Raw genomic sequence first — 21433 nt, 5'->3', positions numbered from 1 at the left:
TGTTTTCTAATTATCTGCTTGATTTAACTTACTCAAATCTTGTCCTTTAAACTGAATCCGAAATACTACTCTTCTATCTGTTGGTAAATCTCCTATTTTTGCATCATTTTCACCTCTTCCTACTACCATGATTTTCTTCTCTAATTGTGATTTATGAGTTTTGTTAGGAAATGGCATTGTATATAATGTATATTTGGCAACTTGCCAAGCTCTGTTTAAACTTAATTCCATGTTGAAATCAGCTTTACCATAAGCACTTGTATGGCCTTCAATAACTACTCTTTCAATTTGATCTTTCACTCTGGGAGTTTCAAAAATTACTTTGCTATAAATGGGAATCAATTTTTGCAGTGTTTTTTCACCTTGGGGATTTAATTTTGCGCTATTAGTTTCAAATAAGATGCTATCTCTTAAACTGATATCTCCGGTATTTGGATCAACTTTTGCTTCAATATTATTAGCTTTTAATTGTCCTTCTAACTCACCTATTAAAATTCTGGTAATGTCTTTTTGTGCTTGATTAAGCTGAATTAATGCAGAAATAAAAAGTAGTGCAAAAAACATTAATAACGATGACATTAAATCGCCGATAGAAAGATAAATTGCGGGATCTTCTTCTTGATCATCTTGATTTTTGAAAATGTTTAAATGATTGAACATGAGATAATTTACCTGATAATTATTTTCTGTAGGTTGGGTTGACGTAAGGAAACCCAACAAGTAAAGCTAATATTTCAAAAGTGTAGGTTGAATTGATGCAAATAAACCAAACATTTGATTTGAAAAGGTGTGTTGGGTTTCACATCGTTCAACCCAACCTACGTTAATTTAATCGACGTTCATTTTCAATTTTGACTAATGCGTTATTTGCATTTTCTAAAATGTTACTACATAATCTTGACATGGAACTGTCAGCTTCTTTAAAAAATTCAGTTTGCCATTTTGTTGATTTATCTAGATATTGATCGAGATGATCTCGCCAATTATATAGAAGATTATTAAAATCTTGACTTACTGTACCAATATTCCGAGATAATTCTTGGAGTTGAGTTATTCTTTCTCCTGAATGTAAACCCGTTGCTGCTGTAAATTCTTGTATTACTTGTATTTTGCTGTGCATATTATTAGTTGCTGTGCTAATATCATTCATACCTCTGGTAACTTCATTTATTGTATGAGTTAAATCATTCATTAATGATTTTCTGCGTTCGGTTTCTTCTTGGAAAGCTTTGCGTAAATCATTCACTACTTCCTGTAAAGCATTTCTTTGTGTTCCTAATGTACTTTCTAGGAGTTGATTTTGATCATTAAAGAATTGATTTAAACTGTTTTGATATTCAATTCTAAACCTTTGTAATTCTTCTTGTACTGTGACGCGGGTTTGTTGTAATGTCTGATCAATATTTGATAATGTTTGTTCTAAATTCTCCTTTGCACTGTTCATTAATAGTGATGCTTGTCTACCTACTGTTTCTAAAGTTATAGTTTGAGTTTTAAAACTTTCATTGGTTTCAGTGATAATTTGTGAAAATGCAGAATAAACCCTTGTTAACATTTGATTTTGTTGTTCAGATTGAGTTGTTAAAGATTGTTCTAATTCTCTTCTAATTCCTTTAAATGTATCCGCTGCTTGTTCTGCACTTTTTTGGAATGCTTCCCGTTGAGATTCCATTCCTGTAATACTTGTTTCTACTGCTTTAGTAATAGCAACTCCAGTTTCTTGTAAAACGTTGGTTGTCTCTGTTTGGAAATCATGTAAGGTAGATTGTAAGCTATTGGCAAAATTATTTAACTCTCCTAATGTTTCTTGTTGAAATTGTTGAATTGTGACGATTGAATTAGCTAATTTTTCAGATATTCCCCCTAATTCATTGTTTAATTTTGTGACTGCTGCTGATGCTTGTTGAGTTAATATCGCACTTTGATCTAGTCTTTCTACTACTGGAATAATTAGTTGATTTTTCATTTCACTAATTAAGTTTTCCAGTACATTTTTTTGAATGGTGGTAATTTGGGTTAGGGTTTTTTGGGAATCGGCAATATGATTAAATGCGGGGGTTAATCTAGTTTCTATTGTTCTATCTAATTGACTACTAACAGCTTTTCCTACTTCTATTCCAATAGTTTCTGAGTCCAGTTTTTCCGCTACTTTTTGTAATGCTTGGGTTGCTTTTAAACTGGCGTTAAAATCAAAGTTTCTAAAACTGGCAGCAATTTCTTTTAAACTGTTGATTGCATCTTCTCGATTATCTTTTTTAGGAACGGTAATTTTATGTAATTTTTGTCTTAGGTTGTCATGTCGTGATTGTCTAATGAAGTCTGTGAAAAATAGAATAATAGTAAATACACTTCCTAGTCCTAACCCCACTAATGAAGTAGAAAATGCTGTTTGCATTCCTGCTAATAATGTTCCTACTCCTTTCATTAAAGCATCTGTTTGTAAAGCATCTGTTTTATTTAAGCTACCCAATGGAATATCTGCTATTCCTGATTGAATACCATAAAATGTTCCTAAGACTCCAATGGATGTACAAATTGTACTAATAAATCTTAAATTACTGCGTGTCGATTGATGGAATATATCTGGATATTGTTTGAGGATGTATTTATCATTGGTTTTTAGAGGATTTCTATGATAATTATTTTCTGTTTCTAAATGCTCGTTAATCCATTTTCTTTCAACATAAGTATCTCTTTCTAATTCTTTGATTATCTTCTTAATAAAATTAGATTCTTGACAATATTTTATTACTGTAATTATTTCCCAAATGAATCCTAGTATAAAAACTATGGCGATCGCCACATAAAATAAATTTGCTGGTACTTCTATCATGTATCAAACCTCTATTTTTTGTGATCAAAAAGCTGCTGTAGCCTATTTTCGGTAAAGGTTGATTTATCAAAACTTTTACCGCAGTATAAAATTATCTACATCTAGATAAGTTAAAAGTTCAGTGTCTAACTCGGCAAATATGATTCAGGATATGTATTAGCATTCAATAGTGATTTATCTTTCTTTGGTTTTTGATTTAGCCTTGATTATATATTGCATCAATTTCAGTATAAGTACAAACAGTAATTATACTAATTTTATGCAAAAAAAAATACATTTTTGTCTTGGTTTAATACTTAGATTGAGGAAGTTTTAGGAATACAGGACTTACGCAAAACAGGGGGAAAGTAGGGATAATTCTAGCTTTTTCACCACTTTTGATTTTGCCTTATCCCACTTCCTCTGATTCATATAGAATAGAGATAATATTCAGATTTATTATTCAACACTTCTTGTCAGAAAATTACTAATCGTGACTAAACTAGAAATAGATCAATTACAGTCTAATTTGACTAAATATCTCGACTTGGTGATTAAAGGAGAAAAAATTATTATTACACAAGATGATAAACCAGTGGCAGAAATTTCCCCAATTCAACGACCTTTGAAAAGAGGTAGTGCTAAAGGAAAAGTGTGGATATCATCAGATTTTAACGAACCTCTCGAAGACTTTAAGGATTATATGGAATGATTTCATCACATAAGCGATCGCTCAAAATTCAAACATACAAAAAAAGACATTTTTACTTCTGAATCCTGTCAGGGTTTAGCAGTGCTAAACCCCTACTAATAATGTGTATTATCCTCCTAATTTCCCTGCTTGGACTTGGCCTCCAAATTTTCTAACCGACTCTTTAACTCCTGATTTTGTTTTTTCAATTGATCCAATTCTTCCCGCATTTGTTTCAAACTTTTTTCAGTCCCAATATTTCTTTGTACTTTAGGAATTTCTTCCTCAGCATAACGTCGCACCCTACCATCAGGAGTTTGATCAGCTAAACTTTGTAAAATCCCAATCGCTTTGGGAGTTTCCATTTGTCCTAAAGCTGTCACCACCGCTACTTGAGTTAAAAAGAATGTCTCTTTCGCTATTTCTGCTAATCGGTCTAAAATTCTTTCTATATTAGCTGGACTTTGACCTACGGAAATTTTCCCCAAAGCGCGAATCGCAGATAAACGTAATGCTTGAGAAACGCCTAATTTAGTGTATTCCAACAAGACATTTAAAGCATTTTCCGAAGTTTTAAATTCTGCTAAACCACCAATAGCACCACTTCTAACTACTTCATTCCAACCTGCTCTTTCTTCTAAAACAGATTTGAGTAGTTTAATCACTTTTTCTTCGTGGGGTTTATCATCTAAATTAGCAGCAGCAATTGTTCCCAAACTCCGACAAGCAGCAGCTTCTACATAATAGCTTTTGTCCCCATGCTGTACCAATTCTTTGACATTTTTATAACTAGCATGAGTTTTGATTTGAGATAAGGACTCTACCACAGAACGACGGACAAAAGGATTATCATCATGCAACCCAGAAACTAAACCATCAAAAACTTGATCTAATTTAATTTCCGTTAATTGTTTAGCAACTTCTACCCGCACACCCCAAAAAGGATCATTTTTCAAAGCTGCGGATAAAGCTTTGACAACTTCCAAACCGCCTTTTTTCGCTAATGCTTCTGCTGCATAAATCCGAGAAATAGGATTTGGATCAAATTCCAACTGTGCTTTTAACTCTGGTATGGGATATTCTAAAACTACGGTTTTGAGATAATTATTACCCACATCAAAACTAACAAAATCGGGCTTTTCTGTTAATGGGAAATAAAAACTTTGTTCCCGTTCATTAATGCGGACATTAAAAATCTTTAAATCAGTATTTTGCTGTTTATAACCAAAACCAATGGGAATTTTCAGATCAAATAAATCCTGATCATCACTAGCTTGGGTTTGGGTAACTGTTACTTTTGCTAAGTTACTATCCCCATCCCAAGAATAAGCAACTTTAAAATCAGGATGTCCACCACGATAAACATATTGATCAAATAAGAAAGCTAAATTTCTACCTGTTGCTTTTTCAATTGATCTTAATAAATCTATGGTTTCTACAGTTTGATGAGCATGATCAACAACAAAAGTTTGGATAGCTTTCCAGAATAATTCTTCTCCCAATTCTGCACGGATCATGTGATAAACACAAGAACCTTTTTCATAAATATGGCGATCGTAAAGTTCAATCGCTTCACGGTAAACATGAGTTACCATTGGCCGACGGTAGCGACTACTATCTTCACTTAAATAACTGCGAGCTTCCGACAAGCGATAATAAGCAGCATCATCCGCACCATATTCATGTTCAGTCCACATTACCTCAGAATAGGAAGCCATTCCTTCCTTAATCCAAGCATGGGACCAATGTTTAATTACCAGTAAATCACCAAACCATTGATGTGCTAATTCATGCACTACTAAACTTTCGGTGTTGCGGTTGTCTAATAATGCTCTTTCATCCAACAAACAGCGATCTGTTAACAAAGTGGTAGAGGTATTTTCCATCCCCCCAAAAATGAAGTCATCCACGCAAACTTGAGCATATTTGGGATAAGGATAAAGATAACCATACTTTTCGCTTAAAAACTCAATCATTCTGGGTGTTTTACCCATGCTGCGGTTAGCGTCTGCTTCCCTAGCTTTTTCTACGTAATATGTAACAGGTTTACCTTGCCATTCATCCTTGATTTCCGCAAAATCACTTACAGCTAAAGTCATTAAATAGGTAGGATGTATTTGTTGTTGTGACCAATGATAGATTTTATAATCACCATCATCTACGGTATCAATTAATTCACCATTAGAAACAGCGATTAGGGGTTTAGGAACACGCACCCGAATTTCTGAAGTTGATAACTGTCCTGGATAGTCAAAACAGGGAAACCAATAACGAGAATCTTCGTCTTCTCCTTGTGTCCAGACTTGGGTAGGTTTGTGGGGGTAGTGTTTATCTGGTTGAATAAAGTAGATACCGCGTTGGGGTTTTTCCACAGAGTAGGCGATCGCTATCAACAACCTCTTACCAATTTGCGTAGGTTGAGATAATTGAATACACAGTTTTTCCCCGTCATAGTCAAACTTTTGTTCAACCTCGTCAACCTGTACAGATTGGATATTTAAATTTACAGCGTCCAAGGTCAACCTATCAGTATTATTACGGATTGGTAATAGGCGAATGCTACAGTTACCATGGTAACTTTGGTTGGGAATATCCAAACTGAGGTTCAGAAAAATATGCTCTACCTGTCCCGGTTTATCGGGATTATAATGTGGTTTAGCCCCCGGCAATTCAAAAGATTTGTGTCTTGCTTTCTCTGTATCAAAATAAAATTGCAACATTGTTTATTACTGACCTTGTAATCCTGAAACTGTCATAACAATAGCGATCTGTAGATGCCTCTCCCAAATCAAAATGGTAATTTGATCAGGATTTTCTTTGGGATGTAATCAATTAAATCAATTGTCTCATTTTGCTACCCAGTGTCCAAGTCTTGATCTGATCTGAGATTCTGCAGGTTTGCATCACCGGGACAAGAGTTTCTAGCATCACACAGTGATGGCTTTCCATCGATTACAAATACTAACAATTATTCTTATAGCTTAGAATAACTTGTCATTCAGAATCTGACTACTTTTTGCATATCAAATTAAGATAGCATTTACGGATTTACTCTAGACTCCATTGAAGTCTTTTTGAGAGCAACGACAAAACTATTTTTGTATGTAAATACCAATCGTCTCAGTAAGTTCCGCTAAATTAGTCAAAATCGCTGAAAAGTCCCAAAACCCCACGATTAATCACGATTAATTTTGTATCTATAGCATCTGAATCATACTTTTCCTACTTTACGCAACAAAGGACAATAACAATGCCTGAAAGCAAATCAAAATTTCTAGTTCCCGCTATTAGCACGGCTATAGTTGTTGTGGGAGGTATAGCTGCTTACGTATATTTGAAAGCACCCTTGGGTGATACTTCCAGCCCCATAAGCAGTGCTAAAGTAGTACCTGCTAATGCCTTGATGGCAACATATGTTAACACTGATCCCCAATCTTGGGATAAGTTACAGCAATTTGGCACTCCACAAGCGCAAGAAATATTAGCAAAAATTCTACAGGATATCAATGAAGAAATATTAAATGATAGTAATATTTCTTACGAAACAGACATTAAACCCTGGATCGGTGGTGTGATGATTGCTGTACTGCCACCCACACCTACTACACCTAATCAGTCAACTCCATCTGTCCAGCAAGAGTCAAATATTCTGTTAGTAGTGGGTATCAAAGATAAACTCAATGCTTTGAATTTTGCTAACAAATTAAAAGAGCAAAAAAACACACAACAAGTTGAAGAATCTGACTACAAAGGTCAGAAAATTATTGGCAGTAAAAATCCAGGTAAATCAACTTATTTCACTGTACTAAACAATACTCATATATTGTTAGCACCTGAAAAACAAACGGTAGAAAAAGCGATTGACACTTATAAAGGAGAACCTTCTTTTGCGAGTAAAGAAGGAGCAAGTAGCATTTTAGCTAAAGGCGTAGATGTTGAAAACAGCCTGGCTCAAATTTATGTGCCAGATTACGCCAACATGGCACAACAATTAGCAGCTTTCAATACTCAAGGTAGACCATTGCAGACGCAAACTTTGGCACAACTCCAGCAAGTAAAATCCCTAGTAGCTGGTGTTGGTGTTGATGATGCTGGACTGCGGTTAAAAGCGGTTGTTAACTTAGATCCCCAACTGAGTAAATTTCAATATCAAAGCACTCCAGCTAAAATAGTAGGACAATTTCCTAGTGACACCATTGCTCTAGTCACTGGGCAGAATATAAATCGTAGTTGGCAAACTTTCTTAGAACAATCAAAAGATTATCCTGAATTTAAGCAAGCAGTTGAACAGACTCGCGGACAACTCAAACAATTTGTCAATATTGATTTAGACAAAGATATTTTTAGTTGGATGGATGGGGAATTTGCTTTTGGTGCGGTTAAATCTAGTCAAGGTGGGTTAGCAAATGTTGGTTTTGGGGGAGGGATGGTATTTGATACGAGCGATCGCAAAACAGCGGAAACCACTTTCACCAAACTAGATGACCTCGCCAAAAAGCAATCATTCAAGGTAGTTCAAAGAAATATTGCTGGTAAAAATATCACAGAATGGCAAATTCCCTTTCAAGGCGCTTTAGTATCACATGGTTGGTTAGATCAGGATACCGTATTTGTAGCTCTTGGTGGACCTATTGGGGAAACAATAGCAGATAACAAAGGTCAAACCCTGAATAATAGCGACACCTTTAAAACCGTAACTGGTTCTTTACCCAAACCCAACGGTGGTTATTTCTATCTAGATATGGATAACACCACCTCTGTAATTACTCGTTTTGCTACCGCAGGTCAACCCCTACCCCCTGATATCAGTGCTATCGTGGGTTCTATTCGTGGTTTGGGTGTCACTGTTCATAGTCCCAATAAATCTACTGCTCAAATGGAAATGTTGTTAGCGTTAAAACGCAGTAGCGGTGACAAGTGATTGGTGACTGGTGACTGGGCAAGAAAATTTTTCTCGTTCCCATACTCTGTTTCTCGTTTTCTCGTTCCCATAAGCTGTTGTGCATTTAATTTGTATAAGTGGAACAGGCAAGATGCCTGTTCCACAAGAGTTCAGAATATTAGGATTATACAATTTAGCTGTGTAACAGCTTACTCTGTATGGGAATGAATTTTAGAAGGATCTGCCTTCAGCCACACTGAGTCACACCAGAGGCAGAGCCTCTTGATCACATTCCCAGTTGGAAACTGGGAACAAGATAAGGTAAATATTTTTTCCCAGTCACCAGTCCCCAATCACCAGTCACCAGTCACCAGTCACCAGTCACCTGCTGTAAAATAAAGCTGTTCCCAGCTACGAAAATGTATGACTACTGCTATCAAAACGTCTCCTGATCTACCTTCCCGCTTAGTCAATGGCATCCTTTCAGTTAAGCCTTTATTTAACCTAGCTAAACACCAAGCCAGACAAATGATGATTAAACGGGCTGAGAAAATAGGTGTACCTTGGAATCAAGAAGTTGAAAAACTACAAGCAGCACGAGATTGGGCAAATGATTTAGCTCAAGTGCAAAATCCTCAAGTTACCTATCCAGAATATTACTTGCGTCCATTTCACGCTTATGATGGAGGGGATCTTAGCTGGAAGGCTGCTTTTGAGTTGGAAGTGGCTGCTCGTACTGTTCATGCCAGCATTTGGAAAGATGCAGGTGCTGAAGGTGATACTCAACTGCGTCAAAGTTATCACAATATTCTCAAAGCTCAACTTCCCCATCCACCACAAGATATTTTAGACTTGGGTTGTGCTGTGGGATTAAGTACCTTTGCTCTACAAGAACTTTACCCCCAAGCCAAAATCACAGGTTTAGATTTATCTCCCTATTTTTTAGCTGTTGCTAACTATCGTTCTCAACAACGTCAAAGTAATATTAACTGGGTTCATGCTCAAGCTGAATCTACAGGATTAGCTGATAATTCTATTGATTTAGTTTCGATTTTTTTAATGTGTCATGAATTGCCCCAGTCAGCAACTAGAAAGATTTTTGCAGAAGCAAGACGGGTTTTGCGTCCAGGTGGGCATTTAACAATTATGGATATGAATCCCAAATCAGAAATTTATAAAAAAATGCCTACTTATGTTTTCACATTGCTCAAAAGTACAGAACCTTATTTAGATGAATATTTCACTTTAGATATTGAGCAAGCTTTAGTTGAGGCTGGGTTTAAAACTCCCAGTATCACTAGCAATAGTCCTCGTCATCGCACTGTAATTACTCAGGTAAGTGAGTAATTTATTTTTATTAATGTGGGCAGTAATTCCGCCATTACTATTTTTGTGGTTTTACTATCGGCGAATTTCTGCCCCTCCTTTTCCCCTACAACTATTATGTTTTTTTGTAGTTGGTGCAATATCTGGTTTTGTTGCACTGGGAATAGAATGGGGAATAGAAATTGCTGCTAATTCTGTTATGAACTGGGCAAAAATACAACGTTATTTTGTTGGTTTTGCCCTGCGGCAGTTGGTGGTTATTAGTCCAGTTGAAGAAGGTTGTAAGTTTGCTGCTGTTATTATTCCTATATGTTATTTTCAACGCAGTTATAGGTTACGCACTAGTACGGTTTTTCTGTTTACGATAGCTGCTGCTTTGGGGTTTACTGCTGAGGAAAATTGGGTTTATTGGTTTCATGGTACTGCACCAATTTTAGAACGAATTATTAGCACTCCTGTACATTGTATGTTTGTTGCTCCTTGGGGGTATGCGTTAGGAAAATATATTTTTTCTAGCAGACGTTTAAATAAAGCTAGAAGTTCAATTTTTACTGCTTGGTTAAATTCGGTTTTATTTCATGCTTTGGTAAATATTTTATCTAGAAGTTGGGTTTATCCCCCTCCCATTAGTTTTCTTGGTTATTGTTTATTTCCTTTTTTGTTATGGTTGTTTTGGCGACTAGAACAATTTTGGCGAAAATCTCAAGGTAAACGTCCTATTACTTTAATTTCTGGTAATACTTCTAAGCAGCGTTTTTGGCAAAGAAGTTTAATTTTGCTGATGTTGATTTTGGGTGGTAATGCTATTTTTGGCGTTTTTATTTTGGTGAGAAAAGTTAGTCCTTTACCACTAATAATAATTTTTGATACTGAGATTTTATTGTTTATATTCAGGGAAATTTTTATTAATTTTTGTTTGGGTTTTATGACTTGGTTAATTTATCTTTATTTACGCAAGTTAGCCCGTCGTCGATATTTTTTTCAATGATGAAAAGTGAGAAGTTAGGAGCAGGATGCAGTATAAATATATTATAAATATTCTGACTCCTGACTCCTGTACGGGCGAAGCATTCGGAAAATCAACTTGGGAAAAAACCGATAATTTATCGCCCTAATGCTTCGCCCCTACTTAACTTAAACTGCTGCTAATTCTGGTTGTTTGACTGCTGCATTTACAGAAGTCTGATCTAAGTCAGCAGCGTAAATTTCACAGGAGTTATTAGGACTTTCTACGAGTTTGATTTTGTAAAGTTCTGCTCCTAGTTGTTGAATAGGCGATCGCAATGTATTACTAATATAAAATGCGATGTTTTCCGCAGTGGGTACAACTTGAGCAAAAAAGGAAACGTCTTTATTTAAGAAACCATGATCCATTGGTTCAATTACAGAATTTTTAATGATTTGATTTAAACCACCTAAATCAACTCCCATTCCTGTAACTGGATCAATTTCCCCTTTGACGGTGACTTCTAAATGATAATTATGTCCGTGTCCATTAATGCGAGCGCATTTACCGTAAATTTGTTTATTTTTTTCTAAACTCAAATCAGGATGTGCTAATCTATGGGCTGCACTAAAATCAGTAGCTACATTGAAAAATGTTTCTGATCCATTACCTTTGTATTCTACCCACAGTTGATCACTTTCAAATAATTTCACCTGGGATAATTTTACTCCCAATTTTTGAATTGGAGATTGCAGTAAATCACTAATGTAACGAGAGATATTTTCTGTGGTGGGAACTATTTGTGATTCAGCAAAATAAGGGATATCTTCATTAATGCAGGAGTGATCAAATAATTCTAAAACATGATCTTCAACTACTTTCTTTAAAGCGCGAACATCTACGATCATTCCTGTACGTGAGTCCATTTCCCCTTCTACAGTCACTTCTAAATGATAGTTGTGTCCGTGGGTGCGGGTACATTTACCATATTTTTCTGCACTGAGATTAGGTGCTAAACGATGGGCGGCGCTAAAATGACTTCTGATGGTTAAAGAGGCTGTTTTTCCTTCTCCTTGATATTCTGCCCACATCTGCGGATGTTCCAACAACTGCACCTTAAGGATGGGTAAATGCGGTGTTAAGCGTTCCCAGATGACTTTCGCAATATTTTCTGTGGTGGGGAGAGTTTGTTTAAATTCTGGCCACACATCATTCAGGTAAGAAAAATCTAGTTGACCGGTAGCTTCGTTTTTGATGGTGTGTTTCACATCAGACAGGTTTAACACCATTCCATACTCATCCAGTTCACCAGACATGGAGATAAATAATACATAGTTATGACCTTGACCGGGGAATTTCGAGAAAGGACCAAACTTTTCTAGGTTCTCGGTTTCACTCAATTCTGGCAACCAATACCGATGAGTAGCTGAAAACTGAGCGCGGCGATTTATGATACATTCCATGACTGCACTGGTAAAAATTTAATATTTCTTTATCTTTCACTGTATCCAGTGTAAACCAATTTGTGCTGTGGTGGTAAGTTGTTTGTTTACTGGTAACTCTTGATTAGGTACTGGGATATGCGATCGCTACCTACGGATTCAGTATTGTATAATATCATTATTAATTTTGTTCACCGATGAAAAATAACACAAAAGTAAATTAAAAACTAAATTAAAAACTAAATTAAAAACTAAATTAAAAACTAAATTAATGTTTATGCTCATCTCATATTCTTTGTAAACTTATTATACAATTAGTGATTTCAGTGTTATATTTATGTTATATTTATGATATTGAAATAATATTAAAATTTGTGCTGAAAGGGTGTTAAAAAATGATCGGATGGTTGTTTGGGGGTGTAGTGAAAAAATTTGAACGTGCAGCAAAAGAGGTGATTAAAGAAGGTAGTCAAGAAATATCCAACTTATTTGATCATAAACTCAAACCTCTAGCTGATCAATTTGACTATGTATCACAACAACGTCTTCAAGACATGGAAGATTTAGAAACTCAGACAAAAGTAGATATTGAAAATTTGCTGAATCATGCTAACGATAAAGTCAAGGGGAATTTAGAAGAAATTAATAAACTAAGAGAACAAGTAATTAAAGACTCACAACAAACAATTAGTCAAACCAACTTTTATTTAGAAAATCGCATTAATCAACTTTCATTAGCAGTTATGGAAGCTATTGCAGGTGTAGATAGTAGTTTGCAAAGAGTCGAAAATTTAGAGAATCAATTATTTGCAGATGCGAGTCAACTTATAGATAAAATAGATGAAGCAATAGATGGTAAATTAGAATTTATTCGTAATGAATTAAAAAGACATTTACACCATGTTTTACCCAACCCTTTAGATAAATGTAGACAACAATTAGGAATTGGCTGGAAATTTGGCGGTAGTATTTCCGATATGCAGCTTTATAAATTAAATCAATGTTATGAATTGAGTAAATTAAATGAAAACACACCTATTGATCAAGTATTAGAAACCTATGGACAATTACAACATAATGCAGCAATGATGGCCGCTTTAGTCAGAAAATCTCCAGAATTAAGACGTAGAGCAATTGAAGACTGGATGCAATATGGTTTATTATGTGAATTTTGGCGTAGTACAATAACTGATTATTCTAAACCAGAGCAATTAAAGTTACAAGGTAATTATTCACAACAAATGTTAAAAGGTAATTAATCAATATCAGGTAATAATAGGGTTAATTTTATGTTCACATCTGATAACAACTGGAAAACACCTTTGGGAGTTTACGAAAAAGCAATAGAAGAATTGAGAAATGCGAGAACAGAATTACAAGAAACTCAAAATAATTTCCTGCTTACTGTTCAAATTTTGCAAACAGAAATACAAACATTAAAATCTCAACTTCGTGAAACACAAGAAAAACTAGAAAGCAGTGAACAAATAGCCAGAGAAACCAAGAGTAATTTAATTCAAGCTACAGAGGAAATAGAGAAGTTAAAAGCTATGTTAAATGAACCACAAGCAAATACCCAAATTATCCAAGAATTAGCAGATATCAAAGCACAAATATCACAATTACAAACTCACATTCAACAACCAGAACAACCAAATATTGTACAAGCTTTATCAAATTTACAATTACAATTGTCGCAATTAACAGATGAATTAACTTTAGTATCTCATGCTTCGGGAATGGATTATAGAAATTTACGGAAATTATTATCTGCACAAAACTGGAAAGATGCTGATAAAGAAACTTATTCTCTAATGCTGAAAATATCTGAACGTGAAGATAAAGGTTGGTTAGATGATGGAGACATTAGAAAATTTCCCCGCTATGATTTACATATAATTAATCAACTTTGGGTTAAATATAGTGATGGTAAGTTTGGTTTTAGTATCCAAAAACAGATTCTTCAAAATCATAAACAATTTACAGCTAGATGCGGTTGGATAAAAAATATTGCTACAAATGAATTGATGAAATACGAAGATTATAATTTTACTTTAGATGCAAATAAAGGACATCTTCCCTCAACACCGCGAATAGTCGGTTTAGGTTTCAGAAATACTAATGAAATTACCCACCGATTAAATATTTTTTACTCAAGATATTAATTTTTTAAGAAAAAAGCCTCACACGGAAAATAAAAATTTCGCCTATGATTTAAACTTCTTACTTCTAGTACAAAATGATTTATTGACTCTGGTTTGCATCTTATAATAATTACAGAAGTCTATTAATTTGAATTTGAAGGTTTACCCCATGCCTTACCCTAAAATGACTCGGGAAGAATTGGCTATAACGCAGTTTATGCTTTTGGTGGTACATTGGACAAAAGAGTGATACGAGGTTAAATTTATGAACACCCAAACAATTCCTCAAAATATACCTAACAAAGGCATTGCCGAATATTTCAATTTTCTTTCTCCTGGAGACATTAGACTTAAAAATTCAAGAATAGGAATTGAAACAATTTTATATGAATATATTGATTGTGGACGTTCTCCAGAAGAAATCGCCCAAATATATCAATCAATTTCTTTAGAACAGGTATATGCAACAATTCTGTACTATTTACAAAACAAAGAAATTGTCAGCAATTATATGAAAACCTGGATAGAACATGGTCATAAAATGAGAGAACAACAAAGACTGAATCCCCCACCAGTATCAGAAAAACTCAGACAACTGAGAAAAGAGAGACAAGGGAAAATATAAAAAAATGACAATTAAATTATATGAAAACCTGGATAGAACATGGTCATAAAATGAGAGAACAACAAAGACTGAATCCCCCACCAGTATCAGAAAAACTCAGACAACTGAGAAAAGAGAGACAAGGGAAAATATAAAAAAATGACAATTAAATTATATGAAAACCTGGATAGAACATGGTCATAAAATGAGAGAACAACAAAGACTGAATCCCCCACCAGTATCAGAAAAACTCAGACAACTGAGAAAAGAGAGACAAGGGAAAATATAAAAAAATGACAATTAAATATTTGATTGATGAAAATGTAAATCCTTTATATCCAAAACAAATTAAACTCAAAGAACCTGATATTATCGTTCAGGTAGTAGGAGAAACTGGAATACCACCGAAAGGAACACTTGATCCTGAAATTCTCTGTTGGTGTGAAGAAAATAATTTTATTCTGGTGACAAATAACCGCACTTCTATGCCAGTGCATTTATCTGATCATATTGCCATGAATCGTCACATACCAGGAATTTTTATTCTCAATCCTAATTTAAGTGTTGGTGAAAATATAGAAGAATTAATATTAGTTGCTTTAGCTTCAGAAGATGGTGAATATCAAGATCGGATAGTCTATTTACCATTACCATAAAATCTGAAAAATCATCAAACTTTCTGACTCCTGATTTCTTACCATTTTTCACCCCACTGATTCTTGCGCTTCACAATGTAACCGCGTCGCTATTCTAAACATTTCTTGACCAGTATGCAAATAACGATCATCATAATTTAAAGGAAAATATCCCAACTCTTCCAAACCATCACCCACTTGATTTAAACTATAATAAAGATGTGCTGCTACTCTCGCTAAACTAGGAGGGTTTGGTAAAGAACGAAAGGTATTTTGAGCCTTTTTAAAATCATCCCTACAGTTATCTAAATATTCTTGAAATTGATCTATTAACTCATCATCAAAAGGATCTGCTGCTAAGTCTTCAATTTGCTGTTCTAAAGAATTAAGAATGCGACAAAGCACGCGGTTGATCGGTTGATAAACTACACGCAACCACTCTTCAACTTTTTCATCTGCATCTTTTCCAGATTGTTTTTTAGCTTTATATTGTTTTTGAGCAGATGCAGTTCTTTCTTGACGATGAATATTTGATTTTTGGGCATCTTTTCTAATTTGTTCATCGTATTTTAGACGACTTTGAACATCACTCAAAACTTCATAAGCAGCATTAATTCTAATAATTTCCTCATGATTAGCTGTTTCCTGATTACTGTCAGGATGAAACATTTTTACCAAGCGGCGATATGCTTGTTTAATCTCCGCTTGGCTGGCATTAGCATCAACTTTCAGGGTTTTGTAATGGTTAGAATCTTCCATGATTCAATTATCAGTTATCAGTCATCAGTAATTAGTTATCAATAAATTTTATTATTAATCTGTTCACTGTTCACTGACTCCTGTACGGGCGAAGCATTGGGAAAATAGCCTTGGACACAAATTGATAATTGGTCGTCCGAATGCTTCGCCCCTACGACTCCTGACTCCTGAATTCTTAGTTTAACGTCTTAGCTTCTAAATCCTGAAACAAAGGTGTACTCAAATATCTTTCACCAAAACTTGGTTGAATCATGACTATTAAACGTCCTGCATTTTCTGGACGTTGGGCGACACGAATAGCAGCACATAAAGCAGCACCACTAGAAATTCCCGATAATAGTCCTTCTTCCCTAGCTAACCTGCGACTGAAAGCGATCGCCTCTTCATCAGTGACAGAAATTATCTCATCAATCAATTTTACATTCAAAACTTGGGGAACAAAACCCGCCCCAATACCCTGAATTTTATGGGGTCCTGGTTTACCACCAGATAACACAGGACTATTAGCAGGTTCAACAGCGATCGCCTGAAAACTAGGTTTCTTTGCCTTCAAAACTTCCGCCACACCAGTAATAGTACCACCAGTACCCACACCCGCCACAATCATGTCTACCTGGCCATCGGTATCTTCCCAGATTTCCAAAGCTGTAGTTTCTCGATGTATTTTAGGATTAGCAGGATTGCGGAACTGTTGCAACATATATGAGTGTGGTGTGGTTTCCACAATTTCCTGCGCTCTGCGAATCGCTCCACTCATCCCCTCAATACCCGGTGTTAATTCCAATTCTGCCCCATAGGCACGTAGCATTGCCCGACGTTCAGCACTCATGGTTTCCGGCATAGTCAAAATTAATTTATACCCCTTAGCCGCCGCTGTCATTGCCAAAGCAATACCCGTATTTCCCGATGTCGGTTCTACCAACACCGTCTTACTAGGAGTGATTAAACCTTCCCGTTCGGCATCATTAATCATACTCACACCGATGCGGTCTTTCACCGATGCCGATGGGTTCATACTTTCCAGTTTCAGCAAAATCTGTGCTACACAACCTTCTTCCTGGGGAATACGGTTTAACTGCACCAAGGGAGTCCGTCCAACCAATTCTGTAATATTTCGAGCAACCCGCATAATAACTTTTGATTCCTTTAGATGTAGTACATGATATCTAATTGCCTCCGTGAATCTCGCCGTTCACAAAGATCCTGAAGCGAATATTTTTGTAAGACTGCATTTGCAGCCTGACGCGCTTCTTGCCAAATTTCTTCTACAATGGCACTATCTACACTTTTGGGGTTATTATCATCTTCCCCTGTCTTGATATCCAACCCTTCTAAACATTCCAAAATATCAAAAACGCTGATTTTCCAAGGTTCTCGCGCTAACAGATAGCCACCTTTTGAACCACGTTGACTTTTAACTATACCCCCACGCCTCAAAGTAGCAAGTAGCTGTTCTAAATAGCGATCTGGTATATCTTGTTGGGCGGCAATTTGTCGAATTTGCATCGGTTCGCCGCTTTCGTAATGAGTTGCCATTTCTAATAACGCCAGAATTGCGTATTCAGATTTACAGGATAGTTCCACAAGCAGCAGTTAAGGATAAAGGTTCATGAATAATTCATAATTCATACTTTTCCAGTATACTCCGGTTTTACACTGGGGTTTGTACTTTTTTTGAGTATTCAGCTATCAGCCATCAGCAATCAGTTAGGAGAGGGAACTCTTAACAGGCAACAGGTAAGGAATACAGGCATTTTGGTTTTCAATCAATATGTTAAATTAATTTTGCTTGGGTACTTAGTTTCAGTTTTGGTTAATTGCCCAAACCTAACCTTTTTGTATACGGCTATAAAACCGTTTTTGAAGACAGGTTTTTGCTGATCAAAACAAAAAACCCGCCTCATGGCGGGCAAAAAAAGATTAAAAGATTGTTAGCAGACTATCAACGCTATCATTTAGAAAGTAAACGTTGTTCTGAGAGTTCCAATAAAGGCATCCTGGCTATTGCTGTTCTGTCCAACAGCAGGTAACCAAATCACACCAGGGGTGACAGAGATATTGTCGGAGACGCGATACTTGTAGAAACCTTCAACTTGGTAAGGCATATCACCAGTGTTAGGACCACCAGCATTATTAAAGGTATAGGGTTGAACGCCACCGAAAATACCTAATACGTTCCCTCTCTTACCAAAGTCAGGTAACGCTACCCCAACTCCATAACTCCAAGCTTCAAAATCATCATTTGCAGCAAAGCCTGTAATATCGTGGTAAGAAAGGAAACCACTGATAGATAGTCTTTGGCTGGGTTTGAACGCTGCGGAAACACCGTAGGAGTTACTGGAAGAGCCGCTTGGTGAACTCAGATTATTAGCTAGTGTTGTACCGACAACAGCACCTCCATCACGTCCTGCATCAAAAAAGGTACTACCAGCACCATGATAACCATGTACATAGGTAGCAGCTAAAGCAAGACGATTACCAACATTGAAGTTTAACTGACCTAAAGCCGCATAGTTACCATCAAACAAACCTGCACCATTAGCAGGGTTTTCAGCGCCAGAAGTTGTGTTTCCAGAAGCCAAGTAACCTAAAGTTAATGAACTTGGTTTGAGAATACCGCCGCCTTGTCCAAAGGGTACATTAACAGCAATACCTGAACCACCACCAATTCTATAGATGGGATTTTCCGAACTAAAGGTACTTAAAGCACCATTACCGCCATCTGTTTTATCAAAGAAGTAAGGGTTGTTAACTGCTGCATAATGGCTATGCTGACCACCAGTAGCTGCTATATAGACCTGTGCAGGACCCATAGGAGCTTCATAAGTCAGTTTGTCAATCTCAACATTGTTATTACCAGTGCTACCAACTTCAAAGGTTTGGTTAGTTTCTGCTGTGGTTCCAAAACCTTGGGCATTACCCGCAGTCAAACGAGTATTCAACATATCTCTACCAGTGAAGCTGCTTTGCAGGTTCAAACGAACTCTGTTCTGCAAAACAGTTTGTCCAGGAGGAGTAGCGCCCAAAGAATCGGTGACAGCAAAAATAGCTTCACCTTGTAATTTAGTAGTAGTAGAGAATTGATTCGCTTCTAACTCAGCAGTACGGGCTTCCAAAGTATCTACACGACCCCGTAAAGTTGCCAGTTCCGCAGAAAATTCTTCTTGCAGACGCTGTAAAGTCGCTAAATCCTGTTTTGTCACCAAATCAGCTGTTGCTGTGGCGATCAATTCGTTAACACGATCTAAACAAGCATTTAAACCAGCAGCAAATTCATAACGAGTTAACGCCCGGTTGCCGCGATATGTACCATTGGGATAACCCGCAATACAGCCATATCTTTCTACCAAAGACTGCAATGCTTGGAATGCCCAATCAGTGGGCTGAACATCAGAAAACTGAGATACTGATGTAACTTGCGACTGTAAATTTTGACCTTCGTTGCTGTAGTTCTGAACCTGGGCCAAAACTTTCGTTTCTGAAGCGACTGGAACTAAAACTTCAGGCTGTTGGGAAACTTCTGTAGCGGCTTGAGTTTCCAGTGTTGATACTTCAGTGGTGGCATTTGCAGCGGCAACAGCTGTTCCTGAAACTAATAACGCTGCTCCTAAAACTGCTGGGCTAACCACCAGAGACTTCCACAAGAGATTAGACATCTTTACTTTTACTCCTCACACCGTTTATAGATGACTGTTTATGTAGTACCTACTTATCCGAAATGCGATATCTTTTTGCGACCTGTGGATGAGGCATAGCTGCCACTACTACAATTTTAGTTTTTACAAAGTTAAAAAATGATTAACGAATCGTTAAAAAATCATGCAATTAACTTATGTAAAAGCATCTAAATCATAGTTTTATATTATAAAATATCTCAGCCTAATGATCAAGATAAAATTTATCAATTAAATACCGCGCAAATAAGCTGGTATCATATTCTCAATCACAACCAAGCAATTAACTATTTTCAACTCACACCACAGATATACAGGACAAAAACATAACAGATATACAGGACAAAAACATAACAGCAGCTTTTGCCAAAAGTGTTTGCAACTGATTTAAACAATCACATCTGTTAGATTAAATTTCTTTGCTGTTGCCATTGGACAATTTCCTCTATTAGCAAAAACCTTTTTCTATTGTGAGGATGTCCTGCCAAGTCTGAATGTTCCATGAAGCGCAGCTAAATTTTTTTAAATAAGCCCTAGCTAATTGTTTAACTTGGAAACAATATATATATGTATTAGTGAAGAGATTCTAAAAATAAATAAAATAATTGCAGCATTGAAAAACAATAAAACCATAAAAGACTATCCGCCCTAAATTAAATCTGATGATCTAACTCAGGGCGGTCTAGCGGGTCTTCAGGTTGCAACCAGACTGCCGGAAGGAACTCCGACTTTTAGCCTAGCTACTTGAGCTAACTTAGTATCTCAGAAGAACTAAATCTCAGGATAACTAAGGCTAACTTTTAGAGAACAGCCCCGGCGCACAGCCGGCTAACTGCAACCTGATGACCCATGCTTTTACTACTTTCTATCATGGGCATCACCTCCTTGTTGCCTAAACGGTCTTAGTTTCAAAAAGGCAGAGCAAAAAAACTCTGGGTTTGTGAACCTTGAATTATCATAACACAGAAAATTATTTTGGCAATAGTCAGGAGGTGATTGGTGATTGGTGATTGGTGACTGGTGACTGGTGACTGGTGACTGGTGACTGGTGACTGGGTAAAAATCAATAATGACCGCTAACCGCTAATGACTAAGTTGTTGTGCATTTAATTTGTATAAGTGGAACAGGCATCTTGCCTGTTAAACAAGAGTTCAGAACATTAAGCTGTGTAACAGCTTAATGACCATTAAAAAACCCCGGGCTAATAAATAGCCTGGGGGTAAATTAAAAAGGATGAATACTAAAGGATTTGATTAATTCATCATCAAATTAGAGAGCGTTACCACGTGGTAATACTTCTTCAGGGAATACAAATTGTTCGTGGGGTTGGTCTTGAGGAGCCATCCAAGCACGGATACCCTCGTTCAACAAAATGTTTTTGGTATAGAAGGTTTCAAATTCTGGGTCTTCTGCTGCCCGTAATTCTTGGGAAACGAAGTCATAAGCCCGCAGGTTTAATGCTAAACCCACGATACCTACTGAACTCATCCACAACCCGGTTACGGGTACAAACAACA

General features: G+C 36.3%; 18 protein-coding genes and 1 pseudogene. 8 read left to right on the top strand and 11 right to left on the bottom strand.

Annotated features, from left to right (window positions below):
* Positions 1 to 6 precede the first annotated feature (6 nt).
* The gene (locus tag H5968_RS19685) at positions 7 to 660 is read right to left on the bottom strand and encodes an OmpA family protein (RefSeq protein WP_096567718.1); all 654 of its coding nucleotides are present in this window, start codon (positions 658 to 660) and stop codon (positions 7 to 9) included.
* Positions 661 to 823: 163 nt separating this feature from the next.
* Positions 824 to 2833, bottom strand: coding sequence for a hypothetical protein (locus H5968_RS19680; protein ID WP_187041312.1), 2010 nt, complete (start codon positions 2831 to 2833; stop codon positions 824 to 826).
* A 472-nt stretch (positions 2834 to 3305) separates the two neighbouring features.
* On the opposite strand from H5968_RS19680, the gene H5968_RS19675 reads away from it, so the two are divergent.
* On the top strand, positions 3306 to 3524 hold the full coding sequence (locus H5968_RS19675) for a DUF2281 domain-containing protein (protein ID WP_187041311.1): 219 nt from the start codon (positions 3306 to 3308) through the stop codon (positions 3522 to 3524).
* Between the two features lie 116 nt (positions 3525 to 3640).
* On the opposite strand, the gene H5968_RS19670 is transcribed toward H5968_RS19675, so the two are convergent.
* A complete protein-coding gene (locus tag H5968_RS19670) occupies positions 3641 to 6223 on the bottom strand; it encodes a M1 family metallopeptidase (protein WP_187041310.1) in 2583 nt (860 codons plus the stop codon).
* Positions 6224 to 6753: 530 nt separating this feature from the next.
* Here H5968_RS19670 and H5968_RS19665 point away from each other — a divergent pair.
* Entirely contained in the window at positions 6754 to 8424 is a 1671-nt protein-coding gene (locus tag H5968_RS19665; protein ID WP_187041309.1) for a DUF3352 domain-containing protein, read from the top strand.
* Here H5968_RS19665 and H5968_RS19660 read toward each other — a convergent pair.
* The gene (locus H5968_RS19660; protein ID WP_187041308.1) at positions 8398 to 8535 is read right to left on the bottom strand and encodes a hypothetical protein; all 138 of its coding nucleotides are present in this window, start codon (positions 8533 to 8535) and stop codon (positions 8398 to 8400) included. The genes H5968_RS19665 and H5968_RS19660 overlap by 27 nt on opposite strands.
* A 273-nt stretch (positions 8536 to 8808) precedes the next feature.
* Here H5968_RS19660 and H5968_RS19655 point away from each other — a divergent pair, with 273 nt between their 5' ends.
* Both H5968_RS19655 and H5968_RS19650 read left to right on the top strand, forming a co-directional pair.
* Positions 8809 to 9732: a class I SAM-dependent methyltransferase gene (locus H5968_RS19655; protein ID WP_187041307.1), complete on the top strand. Its 924-nt coding sequence runs from the start codon at positions 8809 to 8811 to the stop codon at positions 9730 to 9732.
* The gene (locus tag H5968_RS19650; RefSeq protein WP_187041306.1) at positions 9725 to 10699 is read left to right on the top strand and encodes a PrsW family glutamic-type intramembrane protease; all 975 of its coding nucleotides are present in this window, start codon (positions 9725 to 9727) and stop codon (positions 10697 to 10699) included. The genes H5968_RS19655 and H5968_RS19650 overlap by 8 nt, the downstream gene beginning before the upstream one ends.
* Positions 10700 to 10845: 146 nt before the next feature.
* On the opposite strand, the gene H5968_RS19645 is transcribed toward H5968_RS19650, so the two are convergent.
* On the bottom strand, positions 10846 to 12120 hold the full coding sequence (locus H5968_RS19645; RefSeq protein ID WP_187041305.1) for a 6-carboxytetrahydropterin synthase: 1275 nt from the start codon (positions 12118 to 12120) through the stop codon (positions 10846 to 10848).
* A gap of 374 nt (positions 12121 to 12494) precedes the next feature.
* Between H5968_RS19645 and H5968_RS19640 the strand changes: the two genes are divergently transcribed.
* The 4 genes from H5968_RS19640 (at position 12495) to H5968_RS19625 (ending at position 15503) form a co-directional block, all read left to right on the top strand.
* Positions 12495 to 13358: a hypothetical protein gene (locus H5968_RS19640; RefSeq protein WP_187041304.1), complete on the top strand. Its 864-nt coding sequence runs from the start codon at positions 12495 to 12497 to the stop codon at positions 13356 to 13358.
* Between the two features lie 30 nt (positions 13359 to 13388).
* Positions 13389 to 14264: a GUN4 domain-containing protein gene (locus H5968_RS19635; protein WP_187041303.1), complete on the top strand. Its 876-nt coding sequence runs from the start codon at positions 13389 to 13391 to the stop codon at positions 14262 to 14264.
* 244 nt (positions 14265 to 14508) lie between these two features.
* On the top strand, positions 14509 to 14868 hold the full coding sequence (locus tag H5968_RS19630) for a DUF433 domain-containing protein (RefSeq protein WP_187041302.1): 360 nt from the start codon (positions 14509 to 14511) through the stop codon (positions 14866 to 14868).
* A gap of 272 nt (positions 14869 to 15140) precedes the next feature.
* Positions 15141 to 15503 carry a DUF5615 family PIN-like protein gene (locus H5968_RS19625; protein WP_187041301.1) on the top strand — a complete coding sequence of 121 codons (363 nt, stop codon included), beginning with the start codon at positions 15141 to 15143 and terminating at the stop codon, positions 15501 to 15503.
* A 48-nt stretch (positions 15504 to 15551) separates the two neighbouring features.
* Here the strand turns inward: H5968_RS19625 and H5968_RS19620 are convergent, their stop codons facing one another.
* From H5968_RS19620 to H5968_RS19595, 6 genes and pseudogenes are all read right to left on the bottom strand, one after another.
* The gene (locus H5968_RS19620; protein ID WP_187041300.1) at positions 15552 to 16241 is read right to left on the bottom strand and encodes a J domain-containing protein; all 690 of its coding nucleotides are present in this window, start codon (positions 16239 to 16241) and stop codon (positions 15552 to 15554) included.
* A 175-nt stretch (positions 16242 to 16416) separates the two neighbouring features.
* The gene (gene cysK, locus H5968_RS19615; protein ID WP_187041299.1) at positions 16417 to 17370 is read right to left on the bottom strand and encodes a cysteine synthase A; all 954 of its coding nucleotides are present in this window, start codon (positions 17368 to 17370) and stop codon (positions 16417 to 16419) included.
* A gap of 17 nt (positions 17371 to 17387) precedes the next feature.
* Positions 17388 to 17825, bottom strand: coding sequence for an Rrf2 family transcriptional regulator (locus tag H5968_RS19610; protein WP_096567740.1), 438 nt, complete (start codon positions 17823 to 17825; stop codon positions 17388 to 17390).
* Positions 17826 to 18196: 371 nt separating this feature from the next.
* Positions 18197 to 19897, bottom strand: coding sequence for an iron uptake porin (locus H5968_RS19605; protein ID WP_187041298.1), 1701 nt, complete (start codon positions 19895 to 19897; stop codon positions 18197 to 18199).
* Positions 19898 to 20823: 926 nt separating this feature from the next.
* Positions 20824 to 20982, bottom strand: coding sequence for a hypothetical protein (locus H5968_RS19600; RefSeq protein ID WP_187041297.1), 159 nt, complete (start codon positions 20980 to 20982; stop codon positions 20824 to 20826).
* Between the two features lie 203 nt (positions 20983 to 21185).
* A pseudogene (locus H5968_RS19595) lies at positions 21186 to 21433 on the bottom strand (photosystem II D2 protein (photosystem q(a) protein)); the annotation flags it as partial.

Origin of the sequence: Sphaerospermopsis sp. LEGE 00249, from assembly GCF_014299995.1 — a bacterium.
Classification (GTDB): Bacteria; Cyanobacteriota; Cyanobacteriia; order Cyanobacteriales; family Nostocaceae; genus Sphaerospermopsis; species Sphaerospermopsis kisseleviana.
The sequence above is the reverse complement of the archived record's forward strand: the minus strand, read 5'-3'. Positions and strand labels throughout refer to the sequence as shown.